Consider the following 23,704-nt stretch of genomic DNA (forward strand, 5'->3'; position numbering starts at 1 on the left):
TCGCTGACGCCTTCCAAAACGCCCTAAATTCCGTCTGGGAAAAAGGCGCAACCAGCACAATACAAAACTATATCGAATGAGTTCTGAACAACGATTGGCGGGCTGCGGCTCTCAGAGGTTTCCTCAAATTCCAGTATCGCGGTTGGCGCTACGTTTCTCGCGGATGCGGGGACGGCTGTTGCGGGTAGATCGAAAAGGGCAATGAAATGATTGTTTGTTGTGGTGAAGCGTTGATTGATATGATCCCGCAGGCGGATCCAAACGGTGGCCAAAGTCTAAAGCCGCATGCAGGCGGGGCAGTGTTCAATACGGCCATTGCCTTGGGGCGTCTTGGTGTGTCGTCCTATTTCCTGTCTGGCGTGTCGACGGACATGTTCGGCAAAATGCTGTTGCAAGAGTTGCACGGCAGTCGGGTGGATACCGGTTTGGTGATCCGTTCGGACCGGCCAACGACTTTGGCATTTGTTGAGCTGACAGATGGCCATGCCAGCTATGTTTTTTATGATGAAAACACAGCAGGCCGGATGCTGGACCCCAATGAGTTGCCCGAAATTCCACAAGTTGCCCAAGCGATGTATTTTGGCGGTATCAGTCTGATCAATGAACCGGCAGCCGACTTTTACCTTGCGCTGGCTCTGCGCGAATCCAAGCGCCGGGTGATTGTTGCCGATCCCAATATCCGGGCAAACTTTGTCACGGATGAAGCGCGTTATCGTGCACGGCTTAATCAGCTGATTGCCTGTGTCGATATTCTGAAAGTGTCGGATGAAGATCTTGATTGGATTGTTCCCGGCCCTCTTACCCAAATCGAAAAAGCCGACGTGCTGCGCGAACGCGGACCAAAGGTGATTGTCTTGACCAGAGGTGGAGACGGCGCGTGCGCCTTTTTTGGCAATGACCTGATGGTCGAAGTGCCGGTCGAAAAAGTCGAGGTGGCAGACACCGTGGGGGCGGGTGACACGTTTAATGCGGGATTTCTGGCCAGCTTGTCGCAGAACGGTTTGTTGGCAAAAACGTCGATTGAAACACTTTTGCCGGCTGATCTGAAAGCGGCTCTCGAACTTGGTGCGAAAGTCGCAGCCATCACCGTGTCCAGACCGGGGGCAAATCCGCCGTGGCACAGAGAGCTGTCATGATCGATCGTGCAAATGGGCAAAGCGATGCACGAAAAGCGCAGTCGGGAACTTGTTGGGTTTGCGGCGATTGTGCAGGTGCAGCATTTGTGAAATGATAGCGCTAACCTAAGCGCCGAAAGGGCGTGAAATGAGTAACCAAGAAGAGAAAGACACGGCCATGAACACGGCAACATCCAATGAATCACAGATCCGCGAAGCAGCATATCTTTTCTGGCTGGACGAGGGACAACCACAAGGGCGCGATCAAGAACATTGGCTGCGCGCAGTCGATGCGTTGAGCCCGCCAGCCGCCACGCCCGCCGCTCCGGCGAAACCCAAACGCAAAGCGGCTGCCAAGCCGCGCGCCGCTAGTGCCGCAGCGAAAAAAGTGACCAAACCGCGGGCCAAGTCCAAGGCAAAGCCCAAGGTTGCCGCGAAATAATCCGACCTGTGGCGGGCCTCGATACCAAAAGGGCCGTTGCAGTGAAAACACGGAAAAGAAGGCTGGTTTGATCTCGCCTTCTTTTGTTTAAAGCATAGGCGCATGACGCGCCAAAACAACACGTTGAGACGGGCCAGTGGCCGGAACGGAAGAAGTTAAAGATGACAGCCCAAAACCAAACGCCCGTGACAGCCGAAAGCCTGCAAAGTGAAATCACCCGGCACTTGAAACTGTCCCTTGGCAAAGACCCCAAACATGCCAGCCTTTATGACTGGCGGATGTCTTTGTCGCTGGCCCTGCGCGATCAGGTCGTGGAACCTTGGTTTGCATCCACCCGTCAAACATATGAGGGCAAACACAAACGGGTCTATTATCTGTCTATGGAATTCCTGATTGGCCGCCTGATCGAGGACGTCACAATCAACCTTGATGTCGAAGGAGTCGCAGTCGAAGCGATGTCGGCACTTGGGCAAGATTACTACACCGTTGTTGCGAATGAACCGGACGCAGCCTTGGGCAACGGCGGCCTTGGCCGTTTGGCGGCCTGTTTCATGGACAGTCTGGCGACGCTTGCAATTCCGGCCTATGGCTATGGCATCCGCTATGAACACGGGCTGTTTGAACAGCATTTTGAAAACGGCCAGCAAACCGAAACCGCCGAAGGTTGGCTTGCCCAGCGTCACGTTTGGGAATTCGAACGCCCTGAAGTTGCTTATAACATTCACTTCGGTGGCTATGTCAGCGACGAGGGTGGCAAAGCGCATTGGCATCCCGCTGAAACGGTTCTTGCTTCGGCCTATGATACTCCGGTCGTTGGGTGGAAAGGCAAGTGGGCCAATACGTTGCGTCTGTGGGCAGCCAAGCCAGTCAAACTGTTCGATCTCGATAGCTTTAACCGTGGCGACTATGTCGGTGCAAACGCACCCGAACGTCTGGCGCGGACAATTTCGCGTGTGCTTTACCCTGATGATACCACGCAGGACGGCAAAGAGCTTCGCTTGAAGCAGGAGTACTTCTTTACCTCGGCTTCGATCAAAGACCTATTGCGCCGGTTTTTGTCCGAAGGAAACAAGATTGAAGACCTGCCCAATCATGTTGCAATTCAGCTGAACGACACACATCCGGCAATAGCTGGGCCCGAACTGGTCCGTCTTTTGATCGACAAACATGATCTGAGCGAAGAGGCGGCGATTGATACCGCGCGTCAGTGTTTGGCATATACGAACCACACTTTGTTGCCCGAAGCCCTAGAAAGCTGGCCCGAAGATCTGTTCGCCCGCATTTTGCCGCGTCACCACCGTATCATCCAGATGATTCAAGAACGGCACCTGCAGCAAACCGGATCGCATGTGCGAATTATCGAGCATGGCAATGTCAAAATGGGCGAACTGGCCTTTGTGATGGCGCACCACGTCAATGGCGTATCGGCCTTGCACTCGGAACTGGTGAAAGAGACGGTATTTTCCGATCTTCACGCCGCATATCCCGACCGGATTTTGAACCAAACCAACGGTATCACACCGCGCCGCTGGTTGTACTCATGTAACCCTGCGCTGCGCGGGTTGATCAACGACACAATCGGTACCGCTTGGCACACGGATCTGGAACAACTGCAAGATTTGAACGCGCATCTTGATGATGCATCCTTTCAGCAAGCGTTCCGCGCAGCCAAAGCAACCAACAAAGACCGCATGGCCAAATGGCTTAAGGATCGCAACGGCATCACGCTGGACACATCGGCAATGTTCGACATCCAGATCAAACGCATCCACGAATACAAACGCCAGCACATGAATATTCTAGAGACAATCGCGCTTTGGAATGAAATCCGCGACAACCCGACAGCGAACTGGACACCGCGCGTCAAGATTTTTGGCGGCAAAGCGGCACCCGGCTATGCATTGGCAAAATCGATCATCCATTTGATCAATGACGTCGCCGCGACCATCAACAATGATCCTGTGACCAAGGATTTGCTGCAAGTGGTCTATCCCGAGAACTACAATGTTTCGATGGCCGAGATTTTGATCCCTGCCTCTGATTTGTCCGAACAGATTTCCACAGCAGGCAAGGAAGCCTCCGGCACCGGCAACATGAAGCTGTCTTTGAACGGAAGCCCGACCATTGGCACGCTAGACGGCGCAAACGTCGAAATTCGCGAACATGTCGGGGCCGAGAACTTCTTTCTCTTTGGTTTGACGGCCCAAGAAGCTGACGCAAAACGCGGCGAGCATGGCTATTCGCGCCGCGCCATTGAATCCAGCCCTGTTTTGTCGCGGGTGCTGGGCCAGATTGCGGCTGGGGTCTTTTCAGCCGGTGATCGCTATCGCTATTCCGACATTTTGCACAACTTGTATGAGCATGACTATTTCCTCCTAAGTTGCGATTTTGATGAATACTTTGCCAAACAGCGCGAAGTTGATGCAGTGTATCAAGATGTGCCGCGTTGGACGCGTATGGCGGCAGCAAACACAGCCGGGATGGGGTGGTTTTCATCAGACCGGACCATTCGGGGCTACGCCAAGGATATCTGGGGCACCGCTTCGGTGATTTAATCTGTCCCAAGGTTTCGGGGTTTCTCTGACATAGGCGAATGAAAAGATGATTGAAGTGATCAACAATGAAGACGCCGGGCGCATTGTGGCGGGCAACCATGGAGACCCGTTTTCGGTGCTTGGGCAACACGTGGTGGATGCCAAAGTCACGTTCAGAGCCTATCATCCCGAAGCGGATACGATAGAGGTCTTGGACGCCAAGACGGGGCGCAAAGTAGTCTCGCTTGACGCGGTTGGTGGCGGCTTGTTCACAAGTCAGCCTGCCAGCCGAAAATCACCGATTGCCTATCGTCTGCGGATCACCAAAGGCGCGCATGTCTGGGAAGCCGAAGATCCGTATCGCTTTGGTCCTGTGCTGGGCGAGTTGGATGAACATCTAATTGCCGAGGGCGCACATCTGGACCTTTGGAAGGTTCTTGGCGCGCATGTCATGCAGCACGGCGGCGTTCAAGGGACGCATTTCGCGGTCTGGGCCCCCAACGCACAGCGGGTTTCAGTCGTTGGTGATTTCAACGCGTGGGACGGCCGGCGTAATCCGATGCGCCAACGCGGGCAGACCGGCGTTTGGGAAATCTTCATGCCGGGCCTTGGTGAGGGCGAATCCTATAAATACGAACTGCTGGGGCCGGATGGCAATCTCTTGCCTCAAAAGGCCGACCCGTTTGGCTTCGGGGCTGAACATCCGCCCAAGACAGCATCGGTTGTGCGCAAGTTGGATGGCCATACTTGGGCCGATGATAAATGGATGACCAAACGCGAGGCGTTGCACCGTATTGATCAACCCATTTCGATCTACGAAGTCCATCTCGGATCATGGAGACGTGTCCCCGAGGAAGACAACCGTCCATTGTCGTACAAAGAACATGCCGAGCAACTTGTCAGCTATGCCAAGGACATGGGCTTTACCCATCTTGAACTGATGCCGGTGTCAGAATTCCCGTTTGACGGATCGTGGGGCTACCAACCTGTCGGGCTTTATGCGCCGACGATCCGGCACGGAACGCTTGAAGAATTCCGCGCCTTTGTTGAGGCGTGCCACGCCGCCGACTTGGGTTTGATCCTCGATTGGGTTCCGGGCCATTTTCCCGAAGACGAACACGGGCTGGGCAAGTTTGACGGTACGCCGCTTTATGAGCATGCGGACCGCAAAGAAGGGTTCCATCCCGATTGGAATACGCTTGTCTACAACTACGGACGGGCAGAGGTGTCAAACTACCTTGTTGCCAACGCCCTGTATTGGCTGCGCGAACACCACATTGACGGGCTGCGTGTCGATGCCGTTGCCTCGATGCTGTACCGCGATTATTCGCGCAAGGAAGGTGAGTGGATCCCGAACAAAGACGGCGGGCGCGAAAATCTCGAAGCCATTGATTTCTTGCGCCGCACCAATACGGTTGCTTATGGCGAAGTGCCCGGAGTGGTCACAATTGCCGAGGAATCCACAGCCTTTCCAGGCGTTAGCGCGCCGGTTGACCACAGCGGGCTGGGCTTTGGGTTCAAGTGGAATATGGGCTGGATGAATGACACCCTATCCTACATCGAACAGGACCCGATTCACCGCAAATACCACCATCACAAGATGACATTCGGCCTGCATTACGCGTTTTCCGAGAACTTTGTTTTGCCCATCAGCCATGACGAAGTGGTGCATGGCAAAGGATCGATGATCGAAAAAATGCCCGGTTCCGGAGACGAAAAATTCGCCAATCTGCGCGCGTATTACGGATATATGTGGGGCCATCCGGGCAAAAAGCTGCTCTTCATGGGCTGCGAGTTTGCGCAAGGCGTAGAATGGAACCACAACACAAGCCTTGATTGGCATCTGACAGAGCATCCGCAGCACGGCGGGGTTCAAAACCTCATTCGCGATTTGAATAACCTGTTCCAGGGTACTCCGGCGCTACATCAACTGGATTGTAAACCGGCTGGCTTTGAGTGGATCGAAGAAGGTGCGTCCGAAGAATCTATTTTTGCTTGGGTGCGGTATGGAACCGATGGCACAACACCGGTTTTGGTGGTCAGCAATTTCACCCCGATAGAACGGTCCGCGCGCCGTATCGGTGTGCCGGAAGCGGGCCGTTGGATTGAAAAGCTGAATACAGATGGCGCGGTTTATGGCGGCGGCGATCGCGGAAATATGGGATTTGTCGATAGCGAACAGGTTGCGGCCTCTGGGCGGGCAAATTCGGTGTCATTGACACTTCCGCCGCTCTCGACACTATTTTTTGAATTGGAACGGGCGTCCAAATAGGGCGGACGCATTGCAGGACTTGGGAGGGAAAATTGATGGACACGGATTCACAGCGCTTGGCGCAGCAAACAATGGCATTTGTTTTGGCAGGGGGACGCGGCAGCCGGCTGTACGAGCTGACGGACATTCGCGCGAAACCCGCAATGTATTTTGGCGGCAAGAGCCGGATCATTGATTTCGCCCTGTCCAATGCGGTCAATTCCGGGATCAAACGCATCGGTGTCGCCACCCAGTACAAAGCGCATTCGCTGATCCGCCACCTGCAACGCGGTTGGAGCTTTTTTCGTGCGGAGCGGAATGAGAGTCTGGATATTTTGCCCGCTTCCCAGCAAATGGGCAATGAAAACTGGTACAAGGGAACGGCAGACGCGGTGGCCCAGAATATCGAGGTCATTCGCGGCTACGGCCCAAAATACATTGTGATTTTGGCGGGCGATCACATCTACAAGCAAGACTATTCGCTGATGCTGAAACAGCATGTTGAAAGCGGCGCGGATGTGACCGTCGGCTGTATCGAAGTGCCTTTGCAAGAGGCGAAGGGTTTTGGCGTGATGAAAGTCGGGGATGACGACCGTATCCTTGATTTCATTGAAAAGCCCGCCGATCCGCCATCGATGCCGGGCCATCCCGATCTGGCGCTGGCCAGCATGGGGATCTATGTTTTCGAAACCGAATACCTGTGTGATTTGCTGCAAAAAGATGCCGAAGATCCAAATTCCAGCCATGATTTCGGCGGTGATATCATTCCCGATATCGTTAAGAACGGCAAAGCTGTAGCGCATCCCTTCAGCCGCTCTTGTGTACGCTCGGGACTGGAGGAAAAGCCATATTGGCGTGATGTCGGGACGGTTGATGCCTTTTGGCAAGCCAATGTCGATTTGACCAACTTTAAACCCGAACTCGATCTATACGACAACACTTGGCCCATTTGGACGTATTCCGAACTGACTGCTCCGGCAAAATTCATCCACAATGAAAATGGTCGCCGCGGCCATGCGGTGTCGTCCATGGTGTCCGGAGGGTGCATTATCTCAGGCTCGACGCTTGATCGCTGCTTCTTGTTTACCGGCGTTCGCACCCACTCCTATTCGCAGCTCGAAGGCGTTGTTGCGATGCCCTATGCGGAAATCAACCGCCGCGCGCGGTTGACCAATGTGATCTTGGACCGCGGTGTCCAGATTCCCGAAGGGTTGGTGGTTGGTGAAAATGCCAAAGAAGATGCGGAGCGTTTCCGGCGGACCGAAAATGGTATTTGCCTCATCACCCAACCAATGATCGACAGGCTGGACAAGTAAAATGAACCTGCTTTTTGTTGCCTCTGAATGCACGCCTTTTGTTAAAACCGGCGGCTTGGCGGATGTCATCGGGGCTGTGCCCAAATCACTGGCAGCAACCGGCACGCAGGTTCGTGTTCTGATACCGTGTTATCCTGCGCTCGCCGCTGTTGCGGCGGGTGGGAAAAGCGTGATGGAGTTTGACGATTTGTTCGGCGGCCCCGCCCGTATCATAGCGGCGCAGGCTGACGGATTAGAAATGTTACTGCTTGAAGCTCCGCATCTTTATGACAGGCCCGGCAGTATTTATCTGGGGCCGGATGGCCGGGATTGGCATGACAATGATCTGCGCTTTGCGGCCCTGTCATTTGCGGGTGCGCAAATTGGGATCGGATGCCTTGGGGATTGGGTGCCAGATGTGATCAATGCGCATGACTGGCAGGCCGGTCTGGTGCCAGCCTATTTGCGCCAGCACGATGGGCTGACACCGCCGGTTGTGATGACTATTCACAACATTGCCTTTCAGGGGGTTTTCGATGCAACCCGCCTATCCGCGCTGCGGTTGAACGCGGATATGTTTACCCCCGAAGGCGTAGAGTATTATGGAAAGATCAGCTTTCTAAAAGCAGGATTGGCGCTGGCCAGCAAAATCACAACGGTGAGCCCGACCTATGCTGCCGAGTTGTTGACCCCAGAGTTTGGCATGGGACTTGATGGTTTGCTGCGCGCACGCCAAGCGGATCTGCATGGCATCTTGAACGGCATTGATCTGGATGTCTGGAACCCTGAGACAGACGCTGCGATTGTGTCGACCTATTCCGCCCGCGCTCTCAAAGGCAAAGCGAAAAACAAAGCCGAAATTGAAGCCAGATTTGGTTTGACCAGCGGCACCGGCCCGTTGTTTTGCGTTGTCAGCAGAATGACCTCGCAAAAAGGGCTGGATCTTTTGTTGGAATGTTTGCCCGATCTCGTCGGGCAGGGGGCTAAGTTGGCTCTGCTGGGCTCTGGCGATCCGGATCTTGAGCGCGCCTATATTGATGCTTCGAACAGCTACTCAGGCTCTGTTGGAACCATCATAGGTTATGACGAAGACCTCTCTCATTTGATGCAAGCCGGCTGTGACGCCATTTTGATCCCGTCCCGGTTTGAACCCTGCGGGCTGACGCAGCTCTACGGATTGCGCTACGGCACCCTGCCTGTTGTTGCCCGAACCGGCGGATTGGCGGATACAGTGATCGACGCAAACGAAGCCGCGCGGCTTGCCGATTGTGCAACCGGTTTTCAATTTGCACCGGTGACCGCGCATGGGTTGGCACATGCGATTTCGCGTTGCTGTAACCTGTACCAAAACCCGAAGGCATGGACTGCAACCATGCGCCGTGCCATGCGGCATCCGGTAGGCTGGGATTTATCAGCCGCCGCTTATCTGGACGTCTACAGATCCGCGCAGGAGCGCTAAGAAACCAACATGACCCCATACGTACTTTCTGGCGGCACAGCGAACACGCTTGGCGCGCATCATGACGGGGAAGGCGTGAATTTTGCCGTGTTTTCCGAGAACGCAACGCGGGTTGAGCTGTGCCTGTTTTCGGCAGATGGCAGCACAGAGCAGGCGCGTATTGCCTTGCCTGAACGCACGGGGCCGGTGTGGCATGGATATTTGTCGGATTTGCCCGTTGGGACGCTCTATGGATACCGTGTCCACGGCAGCTATGCGCCTGAATTGGGGCATCGGTTTAACCCGAACAAACTGCTGCTTGACCCCTACACCCGTGAATTAAAAGGCGAATGGGGCAATCATCCGGCGACCTTGGGGTATGACGATTCATCCTCGGCGCAAGATTTGTCGTTTGATGCGCGCGACAGTGCGCCTTATGTGCCCAAATCGGTGGTCAGTGATCCCAGTTTGTTTGCGGGAATGGCCGCCGGTTTACATAAGAAATCAAGCAAAGACCTGATCTACGAAGCCCATCCTAAAGGGGCGACCATGATCAATTACAAGGTGCCCGAAGCCGTGCGCGGCACCTACGAAGCTTTTGGCTCGGACGCTATGTTGGAGCACTTTAAGACGCTGGGTGTACAAGCAGTCGAACTGCTGCCAGTCCACAGCTTTGTTGACGACAAATTTCTGGTTGAGCGCGGTCTGACGAATTATTGGGGCTACAACTCAATCGGGTTTTTCGCGCTCGAACCACGCTACTTGGGGCCGGATGGCCTTAAGGGGTTTCGCCAAATGGTGGACAGCCTTCATGCCGATGGTATCGAAGTGATTTTGGATGTGGTTTTCAACCATACCGCCGAAGGGGATCAACGTGGGCCGACGCTCAGTTTTCGCGGGCTCGACAATGCATCCTACTACCGGCTTACAGCCGGACAGGCGCGCTATTACGTGAACGATACAGGGTGCGGCAATACTTTGAAGGTCTCGCACCCTTATGTTTTGCGCATGGTGCTTGATAGTCTGCGGTTCTGGGTCGAAAATATGGGCATCGACGGGTTCCGTTTCGATCTGGCCACGACACTGGGGCGCGAAGATCACGGGTTTGAACCACATGGCGGATTCTTTGATGCATTGCGCCAAGATCCGGTTTTATCGCAGGTGCGGATGATTGCAGAACCTTGGGATATTGGGCCCGGTGGCTATCAGCTTGGCGGCTTTCCGCATGAGTTTTTGGAATGGAACGACAGCTACCGTGACACTGTCCGCCGGTATTGGCGCGGTGATGCTCATAGTGCGCAGGAACTTGGGGCGCGGCTATTGGGATCTGCGGATACCTTTGATCAACGCGGGCGGCGCAGCGATGCATCGGTGAATTTTCTGGCCTCCCATGACGGGTTCACGCTGGCAGATACCACGCGCTATTCCAGACGTCACAATGAGGCGAACACCGAAAACAATCGCGACGGCCATCATTCCAACTTTAGCGACAATGCAGGCGTCGAAGGCGATAGCGACGACGCCGAGGTGCGTGACATTCGCGCAAGACGCCAACGCAATATGTTGGCGACGCTCTTTTTGTCGCAAGGGACGCCGATGCTTTTGGCAGGGGATGAATTCGCCAATTCCCAACAGGGCAACAACAACGCCTATTGTCAGGACAATGACATTGGTTGGCTGAACTGGGATCAGGCGGACACAGGCCTGCAGTCGTTTGTCGCCAGTCTGTCGGCGTTTCGTCAGGATCATGTTTGTCTACGCCAAAGCCGGTTTTTGCACGGCGCTGCGCGCCCAAATGACGGGTTGCCGGATGCTGTGTGGATGGACTTTCACGGCCAAGCGCTTGAATGGCGCGATCCGAGGTTGGCCAATCTATGTTTGTTGCTAAGGTGCTCGGCCGAAATGCCGGATTATGCGCCGGACGGGGACGCCGTGTTCATTGTTTTCAACCGAAAAGACGTCGTGGGGCAGGTTACTTTGCCGGTGCCGCGGGACGGGCATCAATGGGTGCGCTGCATTGATACCGATCAGACACTGCAAGACGGGATTTGTACTCTAGAACAAGCACATACCAAGGTCGCAAGCCAATCCGTTACGGCGTTTGTGCAAAAGCATGTTGGATCAGCGACATGAATGTGAACCATGATCTTTGGGAGCTGGCAAACCTAACCGGAATCTTGCCGGACTTTTTCGATTTGCAGGGTAATCAACGGCCTACCTCGCCTGAAACTCAGCGGGCTTTGCTTGCAGCCAATGGCATAGATGTGTCTTCTGACGCCGCCATTCATTCATCTTTGGCACATCTGCGCCATGAGATTGATGATCGTTGGTTCCCTTTTGAAATCATCGTCGAAAGCCATTGTTCTGCGCCGCAGGACTTTGGGCTGGGTGCCGCGTGGCAGCTGCGTCTGGACGGCTCGGACTATATCGTCGCTGAAGGGCTGCCGCAGGATTTCATCACGGTGCCGCCCTTGCCGTCAGGTGTCTATACCTTGACCGCAACCGCCTCTGGCCGGACCGAAATTGTGACGGTGCTGGCCGCGCCAAAGCGGCTGCAATCCATTGAAAAACTGACCGGCGCAAGCAAGCTTTGGGGGCTTAATCTGGCGCTCTATGGCGTGCGGTCCAAACGCAATTCAGGTGTCGGAGATTTTGAGGATCTGGCGGCCGTCGCCGAGGCGGCCGGCGCACAGGGCGCGGACTTTTTGGGCATAAACCCTCTGCATACTATGGGGTATTGCGATCTTAAGGCCATCAGCCCCTATTCACCCTCGCACCGCGGTTTTTTGAACACAGCCTGCATTGCTCTGGACCTCATTCCGGGGCTGGAAACCACGCCGGATTTAACGCCCTTTGAGACTGTTCGCAGCGCAGATAACGTTGACTATTACGGCCATAAAACCGCACACGCCCGTGTGCTTGAAACTTTGTTCGTGCGTTTCAGCACAGAGGCGACGGACAGCGCAAAGACCGGTTTCGAAGCCTTCAAAGCGGCAGGTGGCAATGATCTGACCGGTTTTGCCACGTTCGAAGCGCTTAGCGAAAGCTACGGGCCGGATTGGCGTGTTTGGCCAGAGGACCGGAATGCACCCGCCCAACACCGAATAGACTTTCATATATGGTTGCAGTGGGTTGCAGCATCTCAGCTGGCATCGATTCAAAATCGGGCAAAAGCGTCCGGCATGGCGCTTGGCCTATATTTGGACCTTGCTGTCGGATCGCGCCGTGACGGAGCCGAAAGCTGGTGCGACCAGTCTGTCATTGCGCAGGGCGTATCCATTGGCGCACCGCCTGATCACCTAAGCCCTGCCGGTCAAAACTGGGATCTTGCGGCCTTTTCTCCGCGCAAACTGCAGGCCGAACGTTATCGGCCATTGCGCCGCATTCTGGCGCAAACCTTCCGCCATGCGGGGATCATCCGAATTGACCATGTCTTGGGCCTGAATCGCAGTTTTTGGTTGCCCGATGATGGCAGTCCGGGTGGATATATCAAACAACCGTTTGAGAGCCTGCTGGCGATCATCAAGATCGAAGCCGAACGGTACAATTGCGCGGTGATCGGCGAAGACCTTGGCCTCGTACCAGATGGTTTTCGCGAAACTATGCGCGGTCACGGTTTCTATGGCTACTCTGTGATGCAATATGAGAAAGATCATTCAGGCGCATTTCGCAATTCTGATGAAAACTCGCCGCAGGTCCTGTCGTGTTTTGCCACCCATGACACGCCCACGGTCCGCGGCTATGAGACCGGGCGCGACATTGATTGGTGGGAAACGCTTGCTTGGGTCGATGCGCCGACCGCGCAAGAGATGCGTGGCCAAAGAGCCGCCGAAGTGGCGTTGTTCAAAGACGGCCATGATTTCCAAGCCGGTGTCCACGGGCTGCTCGCACATTCAAATGCCAGCCTGGTTGCGGTGCAGCTTGACGATGTTTTAGGCAATATTGAGGCCCAAAACCTGCCCGGCACGATAGATGAACATCCCAATTGGCGCCGTAAATATGATGTTGCGCTAGAAGCGCTGCCGCAAGATGCTGGACTAGAAACAACTGCTGCGATGATGGCTGATGCAGGCCGAGGCCGCTCAAACAAAGGACGACCCGATGAAAGTTGAGACAACACCGATCGAGGGGCAAAAGCCCGGCACCTCTGGCCTGCGTAAAAAGACACGCGTCTTTATGCAGCCCGGCTATCTTGAGAATTTTATCCAAGCGACTTTTGACGCAATTGGCGGCGGTGCAGGAAAAAAACTGGTCGTTGGCGGCGATGGCCGGTTTTTCAACAAACAAGCAATCCAGATTATCCTGAAGATGGCAGCAGCCAATGGCGTGTCCGAAGCGATTGTTGGCCAAGACGGGATTTTGTCGACGCCTGCTGCGTCTCATCTGATCCGGCTCAACAAGGCGGATGGCGGCTTTATCTTGTCGGCGAGCCACAATCCAGGCGGCATTGACGAAGATTTCGGCGTCAAATTCAACGGTCAAAATGGTGGTCCCGCACCAGAGAACCTGACCGCAAAAATCTTTGAAGCCACCTGCGCAATCAATGAATACCATGTCATCGAAAGCGATGACATCGATCTGAATTCGGTTGGGACAACCCGGCAAGGTGATATGCAGGTTCATGTTGTTGATCCGGTCAACAGCTACCAAGATTTGATGGAAAGCCTGTTTGATTTTGACGCGATCCGCACAATGTTCGCGGGCGGTTTTACCATGTGCTTTGACGCCATGCATGCGGTCACCGGCCCTTATGCTACCGCCATTCTAGAGGGCGCGCTGGGTGCGAAATCGGGCACTGTGATCAACGGTGTTCCGCTTGAGGATTTTGGCAAGGGTCATCCGGACCCGAACCCGATTTGGGCCAAAACCTTGATGGACTTGATGATGTCCGACGCCTCTCCGGACATCGGTGCCGCGTCGGACGGCGACGGCGATCGCAACATGATTGTGGGGCGGGGTGCGTATGTGACGCCTTCGGACAGCCTCGCGATTTTGGCGGCCAACGCGCATCTTGCACCGGCTTACGCAGGCGGCTTGACCGGTATTGCGCGATCCATGCCGACCAGTGCAGCCAGCGACCGGGTCGCTGAAAAGCTGGGGATTGGATCGTTTGAAACGCCCACCGGTTGGAAATTCTTTGGCAACCTGCTTGATGCTGACAAAGTGACAATTTGCGGCGAGGAAAGTGCCGGTACGGGGTCAAACCACGTCCGCGAAAAAGACGGTTTGTGGGCGGTGCTCTTGTGGCTCAATATTCTGGCCGTGCGCAAACAGTCTGTTCTTGAGATCGTCAAGGATCACTGGGAAACATACGGGCGTGACTACTATTCGCGCTATGATTTTGAGGCCGTGGAAACGGATAAAGCGAACACATTGGTCGACGGGCTGCGGGCGCAATTGCCTGATCTTTCAGGTCAAAAATTTTCAAGCTTGACGGTTACCCATGCGGACGAGTTTTCCTATCTGGATCCGGTTGACGGGTCGATTAGCAAGAACCAAGGGATTCGTATTTCCTTTGAAGGGGGAGGCCGGGCGGTGTTCCGTCTGTCGGGCACAGGCACCCAAGGGGCCACCTTGCGCCTGTATCTGGAGCAGTTTTCGGGCGATGACCTAAGCCGCGAGACACAAGACTCGCTCAGTGACGTACTGTCTGCGGCGCTCACGATCAGCGACATGAAAAACATCATCGGCCGGACGGAGCCTGATGTTATCACCTAACGAAGTGAGTGTTGTTGCATTGTGACTTATTGACCAGTGGTACAACGGGGCGTTTTTCGTCTTGGTGGCCACTGGTGATCGGGCGTCATTCAGATGTGTCCACGGGGATCTCCAGATGCTGCATCAAGGGCAGATCCGGATCCTGAAGTTGTTGGATAGCGGCCTTTGCCAAAAAGCGCCCGGCCGGACCGATGTCCTCCATCTCGACGATGATGTTTTCGCGAAACATATTGAGAATCGGAATCACTTCCTTGCCGTAAACGTCGATGTCCTGACCCAGCTTGCGCCCGTGTTTTTCGATTGCAACAATGGCTGCAATCGCGGCCTTTGAGGATGTGCACAAAACGGCGTCGATCTCGGGCGATTGGTCCAGTCTGCGCGTCACCCAGTGCTGGATTTCATCGGAGTGTTTGTCACTGTCTACGTTCTTGGAGATGCGGTACTGGATGGCGAGAATTTCGCTCTCTTGTTCGAGACCGCGCACCATATCTTGTGAATAATTCTGATTTCGCGGCGGCAGGATAGCGAGAATGTTTTTCCGCCCGCGTTTGGCCAGTCTTCTCAATGCAACACGAATAAAGGCCGTGTTGTCATAGTCATAATAGGCGTGTTGGTCGGCCCATTTTGTGCGCCCGTGAGTCACGAACGGAAACTTTTTCTTCAATAGGTAAGCGACGCGTTCATCATCGGGCTCTGTCATGTTGAAAATGACCGCATCTGCGGATCCGGTTTCGACGATATATTTGATCGGACGCAGCGGGTCTTCGTCCGGAAACCATGGCAAAACGTTCAAATGAAACTGTGTGCCGCGCATTTCCTTGGCAATCGAACTGGTCAATTTGGACAGGTTATTCAACAGGTCGCTTTCGGCGGGGACAACCAAAGTAATCACATTGGTCCGGCCAGTGCGCAGCCGCAATCCTGCCCTGTTTGGCACATAGCCAATCGCATCCGCTATGCGCGCCACAAGTTCCTTTGTATCGGTTCCAATATCCGCACCGTTACGCATTGCTCGCGATACTGTCGTGATGGCTAGGCCGCTGATACGCGCGATTGTTTTTAGGGTCGGTCTTTCGCCGGCTGTGAGCAAGCTGCGCAACTCATCGTCGCTCAATTTTGAAACTTCGGTCGCGATGCGTTTCATCTTGCTTGTCCCTTTTGCCGCTCTGCAAACCACCTAGCTGACACACCCCCGAAATGACAACCAGTAGCGGGCCCCCGGCACCGCCCCGTCTGCGGGACCTCTTTTATCGAAGATGAAAAATAATCTTGCAAGGATAAACTGTAACGATGTAGTGATTACTGTATCGTTACAGATTGGGAGGAATCATCGTGACACTGACAACCAAACTAATGACCGCCACTGCGATCATCGCAGCGACCAGCGTATCGGCTGAGGATCTTGAAGTGATGCACTGGTGGACGTCCGGCGGCGAAGCTGCCGCTGTCGGTGAATTGGCCAAGGCGTTTGATGCGACCGGAAACACATGGGTCGACGCGGCGATTGCGGGCGGGGACGCGGCGCGCGCCGTTATGGTCAGCCGTTTGACCGGCGGCGATCCGATGGGCGCTTTCCAGTTCAACCACGGCCGTCAGGCGGAGGAGCTGATCGAAGCAGGGCTATTGCGCGACATCACCGATATCGCCGAAGCAGAGGGCTGGAAGGACATCGTTAACCCGCCATCCTTGTTGGAATCCTGCACGGTAGATGGGCGCATTTATTGCGCGCCCGTGAATATCCATTCCTGGCAGTGGCTCTGGTTGTCACACAAAGCATACGAAGACGCGGGCCTAGATGTGCCGACCAATTGGGATGAATTTGTTGCCTCTTCGGCGTCGTTAAACGCGGCAGGCAAGCTCCCACTCGCATTGGGTCAGCAAGGGTGGCAGCAGCGCGGAATGTTCAACGTGTTGTTCGCAGCCTTGGTTCCCAATGACGTATTCCTTGCCGTCTACGATGAAAAAGACGCGGATGTGGCCGCAGGTGCAGACGTAAGCCGTGTTTTCGCGGCTGCTGCGGATGCCCGCGATATGGCGGTTAAATCCACCGTACAAAACTGGAACGATGCGACCAACCTTGTGATCACCGGCCAAGCAGGCGGTCAGATTATGGGTGACTGGGCGCAGGGTGAATTCGCCGTGGCTGGGCAAGTTGCTGGCACCGATTATAGCTGTCTTCCCGGTCTTGGTGTCACCGAAGTTCTGAGCACAGGCGGCGACGCGTTCTACTTTCCTGTGATGAAGGATGACACCAAAACAGCAGCCCAATCTGAACTGGCGGCGTTGATGCTGCGCCCCGCAACGCAGGTTTCCTTCAACCTTGCAAAAGGATCTTTGCCTGTGCGCGGCGACATCGACATGTCGACTGCCAATGACTGTATGCAAAAGGGTCTTGGCCTTTTGGCCAATGGCGCAATTTTGCCCGATACTGCCCAGCTGGTCACACCTGACACGGCCGAACAGATCAGCACCTTGTTCATCGAGTTCTTTGCCGACACGTCAATCACGGTCGAAGATGCGCAAGCCCAGTTTGTGAAGATCATCGCAACGGCTGAATAATCTGCAACCTAGGCTGGCCCGCAAAGATGTGGGCCAGCTCCATTCAGATGGTCGGCCAAGCATTTGGTATGCGGGCCGACAAGGGGGGGAAAGATCATGGCATCAACACGCCCGAACCAACTGTTCCGCAACAAATCCGCAAAAATTGCAGCGATCCCGATGATCGTGACCGCCCTGTTCGTTTTTGTTGGGGGCACGATCTGGACTGTTGTTTACAGTTTCACCAAATCCGGCCTGCTGCCCCGTTTGAAATGGGTTGGCCTTGATCAGTATGAACGCTTGTGGGCGACGCGAAAATGGCTGGTTTCAATCGAAAATCTGGCGATCTACGGGCTTTGCATGCTGGTGTTGGTCTTTGTGATCGGCTTCATACTTGCAGCTCTGATCGATCAGAAAATCCGGTTCGAAGATACAATCCGCACGGTCATTCTATATCCCTACGCGCTTAGCTTTGTCGTGACAGGATTGGTGTGGCAATGGATTTTGAACCCCGATTTCGGCGTGCAAAATGTTGTGCGTGGATGGGGGTGGGAAAGCTTTACCTTCGATCCGCTTTATAACGCGGACATTGCGATTTACGGCGTCCTGATTGCAGGGCTTTGGCAGGGCAGTGGCCTTGTGATGGTTTTGATGCTCGCGGGGTTGCGGGGCATAGACCAAGACGTCTGGAAAGCGTCGCGCGTTGACGGCATTCCGGCTTGGAAAGCGTATATTTTCATCATCATCCCCATGATGCGCCCTGTGTTTGTCACAACGCTGGTGATTGTCGTCACGGGGATCGTCAAGATTTACGACCTGATCGTTGCACAAACCGGAGGTGGTCCCGGCATCGCCACCGAAGTTCCCGCAAAATACGTCTACGACATGATGTTTCAGGCCAACAATCTGGGCCAAGGCTTTGCCGCGTCAACAATGATGCTGGTGACCGTGGCGCTGATTGTCATCCCTTGGGCAATTCTCGAATTTGGAGGCTCGAAGCGCCATGATTGATACGCCGTCGACACCTCTTACGGGGCCCCAAGGGCCAAAGCCGCGCAAGTCCTTTTCGCGCCGCAACATCTTCCTCTACGGTACGCTGTTAACCATCGCATTGTTCTACGCCTTGCCGCTTTATGTGATGTTCGTGACATCCCTCAAAGGGATGCCGGAGATCCGGCTTGGAAATGTCTTTTCGCCGCCGCTCGAAGTGACGTTTGAGCCGTGGGTCAAGGCGTGGTCAGAAGCCTGTACTGGCCTGACTTGTAACGGGTTGAGCACCGGGTTCTGGAATTCTGTGCAAATCACAATTCCTTCGGTGATTTTGTCGATCATCATTGCGTCGGTGAATGGTTATGCGCTGTCCAACTGGAAGTTCAAAGGTGCGGATGCGTTCTTCACAATCTTGATTTTCGGGGCGTTCATTCCCTATCAGGTGATGCTCTATCCGATCGTTATCATGCTGCGCGAAATCGGGCTTTACGGCTCCCTCGGTGGCTTGGTCCTTGTACACACCGTCTTTGGCATGCCGATCCTGACCTTGTTGTTTCGGAATTATTTCACGTCGCTGCCCGAGGAGCTTTTCAAGGCTGCGCGTGTGGATGGTGCCGGTTTTTGGCGGATATACACGCAGGTTATGGTGCCGATGTCGCTGCCGATCTTCACCGTTGCGGTGATCTTGCAAGTGACCGGTATCTGGAACGATTTCCTGTTTGGTGTCGTCTACACGAGCCCGGACAATTATCCGATGACTGTGTCGCTCAATAATATCGTGAACTCTACGCAGGGCGTGAAGGAATACAATGTTAACATGGCGGCGACCATCCTGACGGGTCTTGTGCCACTCTCCATCTATTTCGTTTCCGGACGGCTGTTTGTACGCGGCATTGCCGCTGGCGCAGTAAAGGGTTGAAAACATGAAAAACTCAGTTGAAATCAAAAACCTCGATCTTCAGTTCGGCGCGGTTAAGGTGCTTCAAAATCTCAACCTAGAGATTGGAAAAGGTGAATTTCTGGTGCTCTTGGGGTCATCGGGCTGTGGAAAATCGACATTGCTGAACTGTATCGCGGGGCTGCTTGATGTATCCGGCGGCCAGATCCACATCAACGACCGCAATGTCACTTGGGCAGAGCCATCCGAGCGCGGCATCGGAATGGTGTTTCAGTCCTACGCGCTCTATCCGCAAATGACCGTTGAGGGGAACCTGTCGTTCGGCTTGAAAAACGCAAAGCTCCCCAAGTCCGAGATCGAAACACGGATCAAGCACGCATCAGAAGTCTTGCAAATCGAGCCGCTGTTGAAACGCAAACCTGCCGCGCTTTCGGGCGGGCAGCGTCAGCGGGTGGCCATTGGCCGCGCTCTGGTACGCGATGTGGATGTCTTTCTGTTTGACGAACCGCTGTCTAACTTGGACGCCAAATTGCGCGCCGATCTGCGGGTTGAGATCAAGCGGCTGCATCACAAGCTGCAAAACACGATGATCTATGTGACCCATGACCAGATCGAAGCGATGACACTGGCGGACCGCATTGCCATCATGCGCGGCGGCCAAATCATGCAGCTTGGCTCGCCAGATGAAATCTACGGCCGGCCAGTCAACAAATACGTTGCTGACTTTATCGGCTCGCCTTCGATGAACTTTTTGGATGGGCAGGTCAAAAATGGTGCCTTCCAAGTCGGTGATTTGACAATACCTCTGGATGGGTATGACTTTGCGGACAGTTCGGGATCAGCTGAGGGACCAGCCACAATTGGTATTCGCCCCGAACATGTGGTGACTGGCGAATTGGTCGAAAACACACCGTTTCAGATTGAAGTCGAAATCAACCTCATCGAACCCACCGGCTCAGACACACTGGTCGATTGCGAAGTCGCGGGTCACCACTTTCGGGTCCGCATGGACGGTCAATCGAAGGTATCCGTCGGAGAAAAACTGCGCTTGGGCCTCGCACCGTCCAAGGCATCGCTTTTCGACGCCAAGACCGAGTTGCGTCTTTGAACGGTGCGCAAAGCACCACCTGCGCCCCCCAAACACACCCATGAGGGACTAAAAATGCCTAGTATTTCTTATCAACTCTATTCCTCGCGCAATTGGGATGCGGGTGAAACCTTCGCGATGCTTGCAAAAACAGGCTACAAAGAAGTCGAAGGGGTCGGCCCGCACTATGAGGATCTGACCAAAACGAAAGCCCGTCTCGAGAGCTACGGGATGACGATGCCAACCGGTCATTTCGCGCCTGATTTGATCGAAAGTGATCCTGAAAAGGTCATTGAGATCGCGAAAACCCTTGGCATCACCTGTGTGATCGCCCCATTCATTCCGCCAGAGCAGCGGCCCACCACCCTTGCGGGGTGGACCGAGTTTGCGGCCCGTTTGGCCAAAATGAGCCAACCAATCATGGCGGCGGGCTTGGATTTTGCTTGGCACAACCATGACTTCGAATTTGTTCCGGTCGAAGGCCAATTCCCCCTCGATGTGATTGCTGCCGCTTCTCCGGATATCAAGTTTGAACTGGATCTGGCCTGGGTTCAGGTCAGCGGACAAGATCCTGTTGCATGGCTGGGAAAATACCAAGGCCGCATCATCGCGGCCCATGTAAAAGACGTGGCCCCTAAGGGAGACTGCGCCGACGAAGGTGGCTGGGCTGACGTCGGCCACGGCACGCTGGACTGGAAAGCGATCAAACCCGCGATGGATGCTGCTGGCGTGACCCGCTACGTCGTCGAACATGATAACCCCAGCGATCACACCCGTATGGCGACACGTTCTTTGGCAAGTGTTCAGGCGTTCTGAGGATAAACAGCATGAAAAAATTCGGTGTAGGCATTATCGGTTGCGGTAATATTTCGGCGTCCTATCTCGGTCTGGCCCCTTTGTTTGAGGGGATCGAGGTCCGCGCCGTTGCGGACTTGAACTTAGAGACGGCGCAGGCCCGAGCTGCCGAGTTTTCGGTACGCGCGGGGACGATCGAAGAGCTGCTGACGGCCGAGGACATCGACATCGTCATCAACCTGACGGTTCCGGCAGCCCATTTTGAGGTGACCAAGCGGATACTTGAGGCGGGCAAACACGCCTATTCGGAAAAGCCCTATGTGCTGACTTTGGAGGAAGGCGAAGCCTTGCGTTCCTTGGCGGCCAAAGAAGGGCTGCGTGTCGGGTCTGCGCCGGATACTTTTCTAGGCGGCGCACATCAGCTTGCCCGGGCGGCCATAGACGAAGGTTTGGTCGGCGAAATCATCGGCGGCACCTGTCACGTCATGTCGCGCGGGATGGAGGCTTGGCACCCCAATCCGGATTTCTTCTTTCTTCCCGGTGGGGGCCCTGTTCTTGACCTCGGGCCTTACTATATCACCAATCTTGTGCAGTTGATCGGGCCAGTCAAATCCGTGTCCGCCATGGCTTCGGCTAGTTTCAATACCCGCACCATCGGTATTGGTCCACGGACGGGCGAAACCGTGCCGGTGGAAACACCCACCAATATTCACGCCGTTTTGGAATTTCAGAACGGTGCCTTGATTACCTTGGGGGCAAGTTGGGATGTGTGTGCGCACCGCCATGAAAATATGGAGCTGTATGGCAGCGGTGCCTCGCTTTACTTGCCGGATCCGAACTTCTTCGGAGGCGAGGTTTTGCTGGCCGAACAAGACGGCGACGTGGCCAGGGTGGCAGGGCGCGATCATCCCTTCTCAATCCCCAATGCCAAGGATGGGCAGGGTGCGGAGCGCGCCAATTATCGCTGCGCTGGCCTTGCGGATATGGCGGCGGGCATTGCATCGGGCAGGCCGCATCGCTGCAGTCTCGAACTTGCAACCCATGTCGTAGAAGTAATGACCGCGATTTTGAAATCAGCAGAGCAACGTCGTTGGGTTGATATGGTTACAACCTGCGAACGGCCGGACGCGCTGACACCTGATCAAGCCCGCGCTTTGCTTGTGTCGTAGAAACAGGCACTACCTCCTGTGTCCCTCGAATGGGATGTTCAAATGAGGGCGGGAAATGAAACAAGCGGGCGGTGTTTTCTCAAGCGCTGGCCGTGTGTAAGGCCGCGTTGGGCAAGAGCGAAAGTTCTTTGTCAAACCATTTTCCGGTTCATAGTCACAAGCTGGGGCGTCCAATTTTTGCCCCTGTAGATTGTGCTTTCAATCCCGCACGTGACTGAACATTGGCAATCTCCATGCACAGCCTTTTGCGCAGCCGGGTTTGTAAGGAATTGGGCCAGTTCCGTGCCACTTGGTGAACTTCCCACACAGGGGTTTTTTGACAAAAACCTTCTCACCCGCGCTGACGCAGTGCTTCACTTTCTGGCAATTGGAAACGTGGGAAATACCAAACTTACCCGCCGCGTTCGCGGGGGTTTATTGGTACTCATATATTTAAAAATGGTGGGCGACCCTGGAATCGAACCAGGCGTGAGTCGCCTCGAGGGAGTTACAGTCCCCTGCCACACCTTGCGGCCTGTCGCCCACCGTTGCGCCAACCAAAGTCGGCGTGAGGGGTGAATTACAGTCGGCTCTTGGCGGCGTCAACAGGAAAATTGCTTGGCAAGCGCGCAACATGGGTGCATGGAGTCCGGCAAGGCATAAAAGGCGCGTGATATGGTAGAAAAACCGAAGTGGGTGATTGAAAAAGAGCAGGCCAAGCGGGCCGCTGCGGCGGCAACTGTATGGCTGTTTGGGTTGCATGCGGTGCGAGATGCGCTGGTGAACCCCAAACGCGAACGGGTGCGGTTGATTCTGACCCCGAATGCTGCCGCGAAATTGGCTGATGCAATTGAGGCGTCCGGCATGGAACCCGAAATTCAAGATCCGCGCCGGTTCAAAGCGCCGCTCGATCCACAGTCAGTGCATCAAGGCGCGGCACTCGAAGTGAAGCCGTTGAATTGGGGGTCACTAGAAGAAATTGCAATTCCCGGTGGTGACGCCCCACTGCGTTTGGTGTTGCTGGACCGTGTGACCGATCCGCATAACGTTGGGGCGGTATTGCGCTCTGCCGAGGTCTTCGGCGCGCAGGCCGTTATTGGCACGCGTCATCATTCCGCACCTGAAACCGGGGCCTTGGCCAAAACGGCATCGGGGGCTTTGGAACGGCAACCGTATTTGCGGATGCGCAACCTGTCAGACACGATCATCGACCTGCAAAAAATGGGGTTTCTGGTTCTGGGTCTTGATGGCGAAGCGGATCAAACCATTGAACAAGCCTTGGAGGGGCGTCGCGATCAGCCTGTGGCTTTGGTTCTTGGGGCCGAAGGCCCGGGCCTGCGTGAAAAAACCAAAGAGACCGTTGATAAACTCGTGAAAATCGATTTCACCGGTGAATTCGGCTCACTCAATGTTTCTAACGCGGCGGCTGTGGCGCTCTACGCTGCACGCGGCTAA

17 protein-coding genes and 1 tRNA gene are annotated in these 23,704 nt (G+C 54.8%); 16 read left to right on the plus strand and 2 right to left on the minus strand.

Annotation, left to right across the window (positions count from 1 at the left end; all coding sequences use genetic code 11):
- The first annotated feature begins 206 nt into the window (after positions 1-206).
- The 9 genes from C8N36_RS16010 (at position 207) to C8N36_RS16050 (ending at position 14,793) form a co-directional block, all read left to right on the plus strand.
- Positions 207-1,136 (plus strand): carbohydrate kinase family protein, encoded by a 930-nt coding sequence (locus C8N36_RS16010; RefSeq protein ID WP_097805955.1) that lies wholly within the window; start codon positions 207-209, stop codon positions 1,134-1,136.
- Between the two features lie 127 nt (positions 1,137-1,263).
- Entirely contained in the window at positions 1,264-1,557 is a 294-nt protein-coding gene (locus C8N36_RS16015; RefSeq protein ID WP_097805954.1) for a DUF2934 domain-containing protein, read from the plus strand.
- A gap of 161 nt (positions 1,558-1,718) precedes the next feature.
- Positions 1,719-4,112, plus strand: a complete 2,394-nt coding sequence (locus C8N36_RS16020) for a glycogen/starch/alpha-glucan phosphorylase (protein ID WP_097805953.1) — start codon at positions 1,719-1,721, stop codon at positions 4,110-4,112.
- 46 nt (positions 4,113-4,158) lie between these two features.
- Positions 4,159-6,363 carry a 1,4-alpha-glucan branching protein GlgB gene (gene glgB / locus C8N36_RS16025; protein WP_097805952.1) on the plus strand — a complete coding sequence of 735 codons (2,205 nt, stop codon included), beginning with the start codon at positions 4,159-4,161 and terminating at the stop codon, positions 6,361-6,363.
- A gap of 35 nt (positions 6,364-6,398) precedes the next feature.
- Positions 6,399-7,658, plus strand: a complete 1,260-nt coding sequence (gene glgC / locus C8N36_RS16030; protein ID WP_097805951.1) for a glucose-1-phosphate adenylyltransferase — start codon at positions 6,399-6,401, stop codon at positions 7,656-7,658.
- A gap of 1 nt (position 7,659) precedes the next feature.
- Positions 7,660-9,096, plus strand: coding sequence for a glycogen synthase GlgA (glgA, locus tag C8N36_RS16035; RefSeq protein ID WP_097805950.1), 1,437 nt, complete (start codon positions 7,660-7,662; stop codon positions 9,094-9,096).
- Positions 9,097-9,105: 9 nt separating this feature from the next.
- Complete coding sequence (gene glgX / locus C8N36_RS16040; protein ID WP_097805949.1) at positions 9,106-11,208, plus strand: glycogen debranching protein GlgX; 2,103 nt, start codon at positions 9,106-9,108, stop codon at positions 11,206-11,208.
- Positions 11,205-13,187, plus strand: a complete 1,983-nt coding sequence (malQ, locus tag C8N36_RS16045; protein ID WP_097805948.1) for a 4-alpha-glucanotransferase — start codon at positions 11,205-11,207, stop codon at positions 13,185-13,187. Before glgX ends, malQ begins: the two co-directional genes overlap by 4 nt.
- Positions 13,177-14,793, plus strand: a complete 1,617-nt coding sequence (locus C8N36_RS16050) for an alpha-D-glucose phosphate-specific phosphoglucomutase (protein ID WP_097805973.1) — start codon at positions 13,177-13,179, stop codon at positions 14,791-14,793. The genes malQ and C8N36_RS16050 overlap by 11 nt, the downstream gene beginning before the upstream one ends.
- A gap of 85 nt (positions 14,794-14,878) precedes the next feature.
- On the opposite strand, the gene C8N36_RS16055 is transcribed toward C8N36_RS16050, so the two are convergent.
- Positions 14,879-15,937, minus strand: coding sequence for a LacI family transcriptional regulator (locus tag C8N36_RS16055; RefSeq protein ID WP_097805947.1), 1,059 nt, complete (start codon positions 15,935-15,937; stop codon positions 14,879-14,881).
- A 188-nt stretch (positions 15,938-16,125) separates the two neighbouring features.
- On the opposite strand from C8N36_RS16055, the gene C8N36_RS16060 reads away from it, so the two are divergent.
- The 6 genes from C8N36_RS16060 (at position 16,126) to C8N36_RS16085 (ending at position 22,270) form a co-directional block, all read left to right on the plus strand.
- Positions 16,126-17,352 (plus strand): ABC transporter substrate-binding protein, encoded by a 1,227-nt coding sequence (locus C8N36_RS16060; RefSeq protein ID WP_245910871.1) that lies wholly within the window; start codon positions 16,126-16,128, stop codon positions 17,350-17,352.
- 96 nt (positions 17,353-17,448) lie between these two features.
- Positions 17,449-18,342, plus strand: coding sequence for a carbohydrate ABC transporter permease (locus C8N36_RS16065; protein ID WP_097805945.1), 894 nt, complete (start codon positions 17,449-17,451; stop codon positions 18,340-18,342).
- On the plus strand, positions 18,335-19,240 hold the full coding sequence (locus C8N36_RS16070; RefSeq protein ID WP_097805944.1) for a carbohydrate ABC transporter permease: 906 nt from the start codon (positions 18,335-18,337) through the stop codon (positions 19,238-19,240). Before C8N36_RS16065 ends, C8N36_RS16070 begins: the two co-directional genes overlap by 8 nt.
- Before the next feature lie 4 nt (positions 19,241-19,244).
- Complete coding sequence (locus C8N36_RS16075; RefSeq protein WP_097805943.1) at positions 19,245-20,327, plus strand: ABC transporter ATP-binding protein; 1,083 nt, start codon at positions 19,245-19,247, stop codon at positions 20,325-20,327.
- Between the two features lie 54 nt (positions 20,328-20,381).
- On the plus strand, positions 20,382-21,122 hold the full coding sequence (locus C8N36_RS16080; protein ID WP_097805972.1) for a sugar phosphate isomerase/epimerase family protein: 741 nt from the start codon (positions 20,382-20,384) through the stop codon (positions 21,120-21,122).
- Positions 21,123-21,133: 11 nt separating this feature from the next.
- Positions 21,134-22,270: a Gfo/Idh/MocA family protein gene (locus tag C8N36_RS16085; RefSeq protein WP_097805942.1), complete on the plus strand. Its 1,137-nt coding sequence runs from the start codon at positions 21,134-21,136 to the stop codon at positions 22,268-22,270.
- Positions 22,271-22,709: 439 nt separating this feature from the next.
- Here the strand turns inward: C8N36_RS16085 and C8N36_RS24195 are convergent.
- Positions 22,710-22,793 (minus strand) — tRNA-Tyr (locus C8N36_RS24195).
- Positions 22,794-22,924: 131 nt separating this feature from the next.
- On the opposite strand from C8N36_RS24195, the gene rlmB reads away from it, so the two are divergent.
- Positions 22,925-23,704, plus strand: coding sequence for a 23S rRNA (guanosine(2251)-2'-O)-methyltransferase RlmB (gene rlmB, locus C8N36_RS16090; protein ID WP_097805941.1), 780 nt, complete (start codon positions 22,925-22,927; stop codon positions 23,702-23,704).

Origin of the sequence: Pelagimonas varians (assembly GCF_003208435.1) — a bacterium.
GTDB classification, from domain to species: Bacteria; Pseudomonadota; Alphaproteobacteria; order Rhodobacterales; family Rhodobacteraceae; genus Pelagimonas; species Pelagimonas varians.

Bases quoted from the DNA above. Each gene is read 5' to 3' on its own strand.
- C8N36_RS16010 (WP_097805955.1), top strand. From the start codon at position 207: ATGATTGTTTGTTGTGGTGAAGCGTTGATTGATATGATCCCGCAGGCG.
- C8N36_RS16015 (WP_097805954.1), top strand. From the start codon at position 1,264: ATGAGTAACCAAGAAGAGAAAGACACGGCCATGAACACGGCAACATCC.
- C8N36_RS16020 (WP_097805953.1), top strand. From the start codon at position 1,719: ATGACAGCCCAAAACCAAACGCCCGTGACAGCCGAAAGCCTGCAAAGT.
- glgB (WP_097805952.1), top strand. From the start codon at position 4,159: ATGATTGAAGTGATCAACAATGAAGACGCCGGGCGCATTGTGGCGGGC.
- glgC (WP_097805951.1), top strand. From the start codon at position 6,399: ATGGACACGGATTCACAGCGCTTGGCGCAGCAAACAATGGCATTTGTT.
- glgA (WP_097805950.1), top strand. From the start codon at position 7,660: ATGAACCTGCTTTTTGTTGCCTCTGAATGCACGCCTTTTGTTAAAACC.
- glgX (WP_097805949.1), top strand. From the start codon at position 9,106: ATGACCCCATACGTACTTTCTGGCGGCACAGCGAACACGCTTGGCGCG.
- malQ (WP_097805948.1), top strand. From the start codon at position 11,205: ATGAATGTGAACCATGATCTTTGGGAGCTGGCAAACCTAACCGGAATC.
- C8N36_RS16050 (WP_097805973.1), top strand. From the start codon at position 13,177: ATGAAAGTTGAGACAACACCGATCGAGGGGCAAAAGCCCGGCACCTCT.
- C8N36_RS16055 (WP_097805947.1), bottom strand. From the start codon at position 15,937: ATGAAACGCATCGCGACCGAAGTTTCAAAATTGAGCGACGATGAGTTG.
- C8N36_RS16065 (WP_097805945.1), top strand. From the start codon at position 17,449: ATGGCATCAACACGCCCGAACCAACTGTTCCGCAACAAATCCGCAAAA.
- C8N36_RS16070 (WP_097805944.1), top strand. From the start codon at position 18,335: ATGATTGATACGCCGTCGACACCTCTTACGGGGCCCCAAGGGCCAAAG.
- C8N36_RS16075 (WP_097805943.1), top strand. From the start codon at position 19,245: ATGAAAAACTCAGTTGAAATCAAAAACCTCGATCTTCAGTTCGGCGCG.
- C8N36_RS16080 (WP_097805972.1), top strand. From the start codon at position 20,382: ATGCCTAGTATTTCTTATCAACTCTATTCCTCGCGCAATTGGGATGCG.
- C8N36_RS16085 (WP_097805942.1), top strand. From the start codon at position 21,134: ATGAAAAAATTCGGTGTAGGCATTATCGGTTGCGGTAATATTTCGGCG.
- rlmB (WP_097805941.1), top strand. From the start codon at position 22,925: ATGGTAGAAAAACCGAAGTGGGTGATTGAAAAAGAGCAGGCCAAGCGG.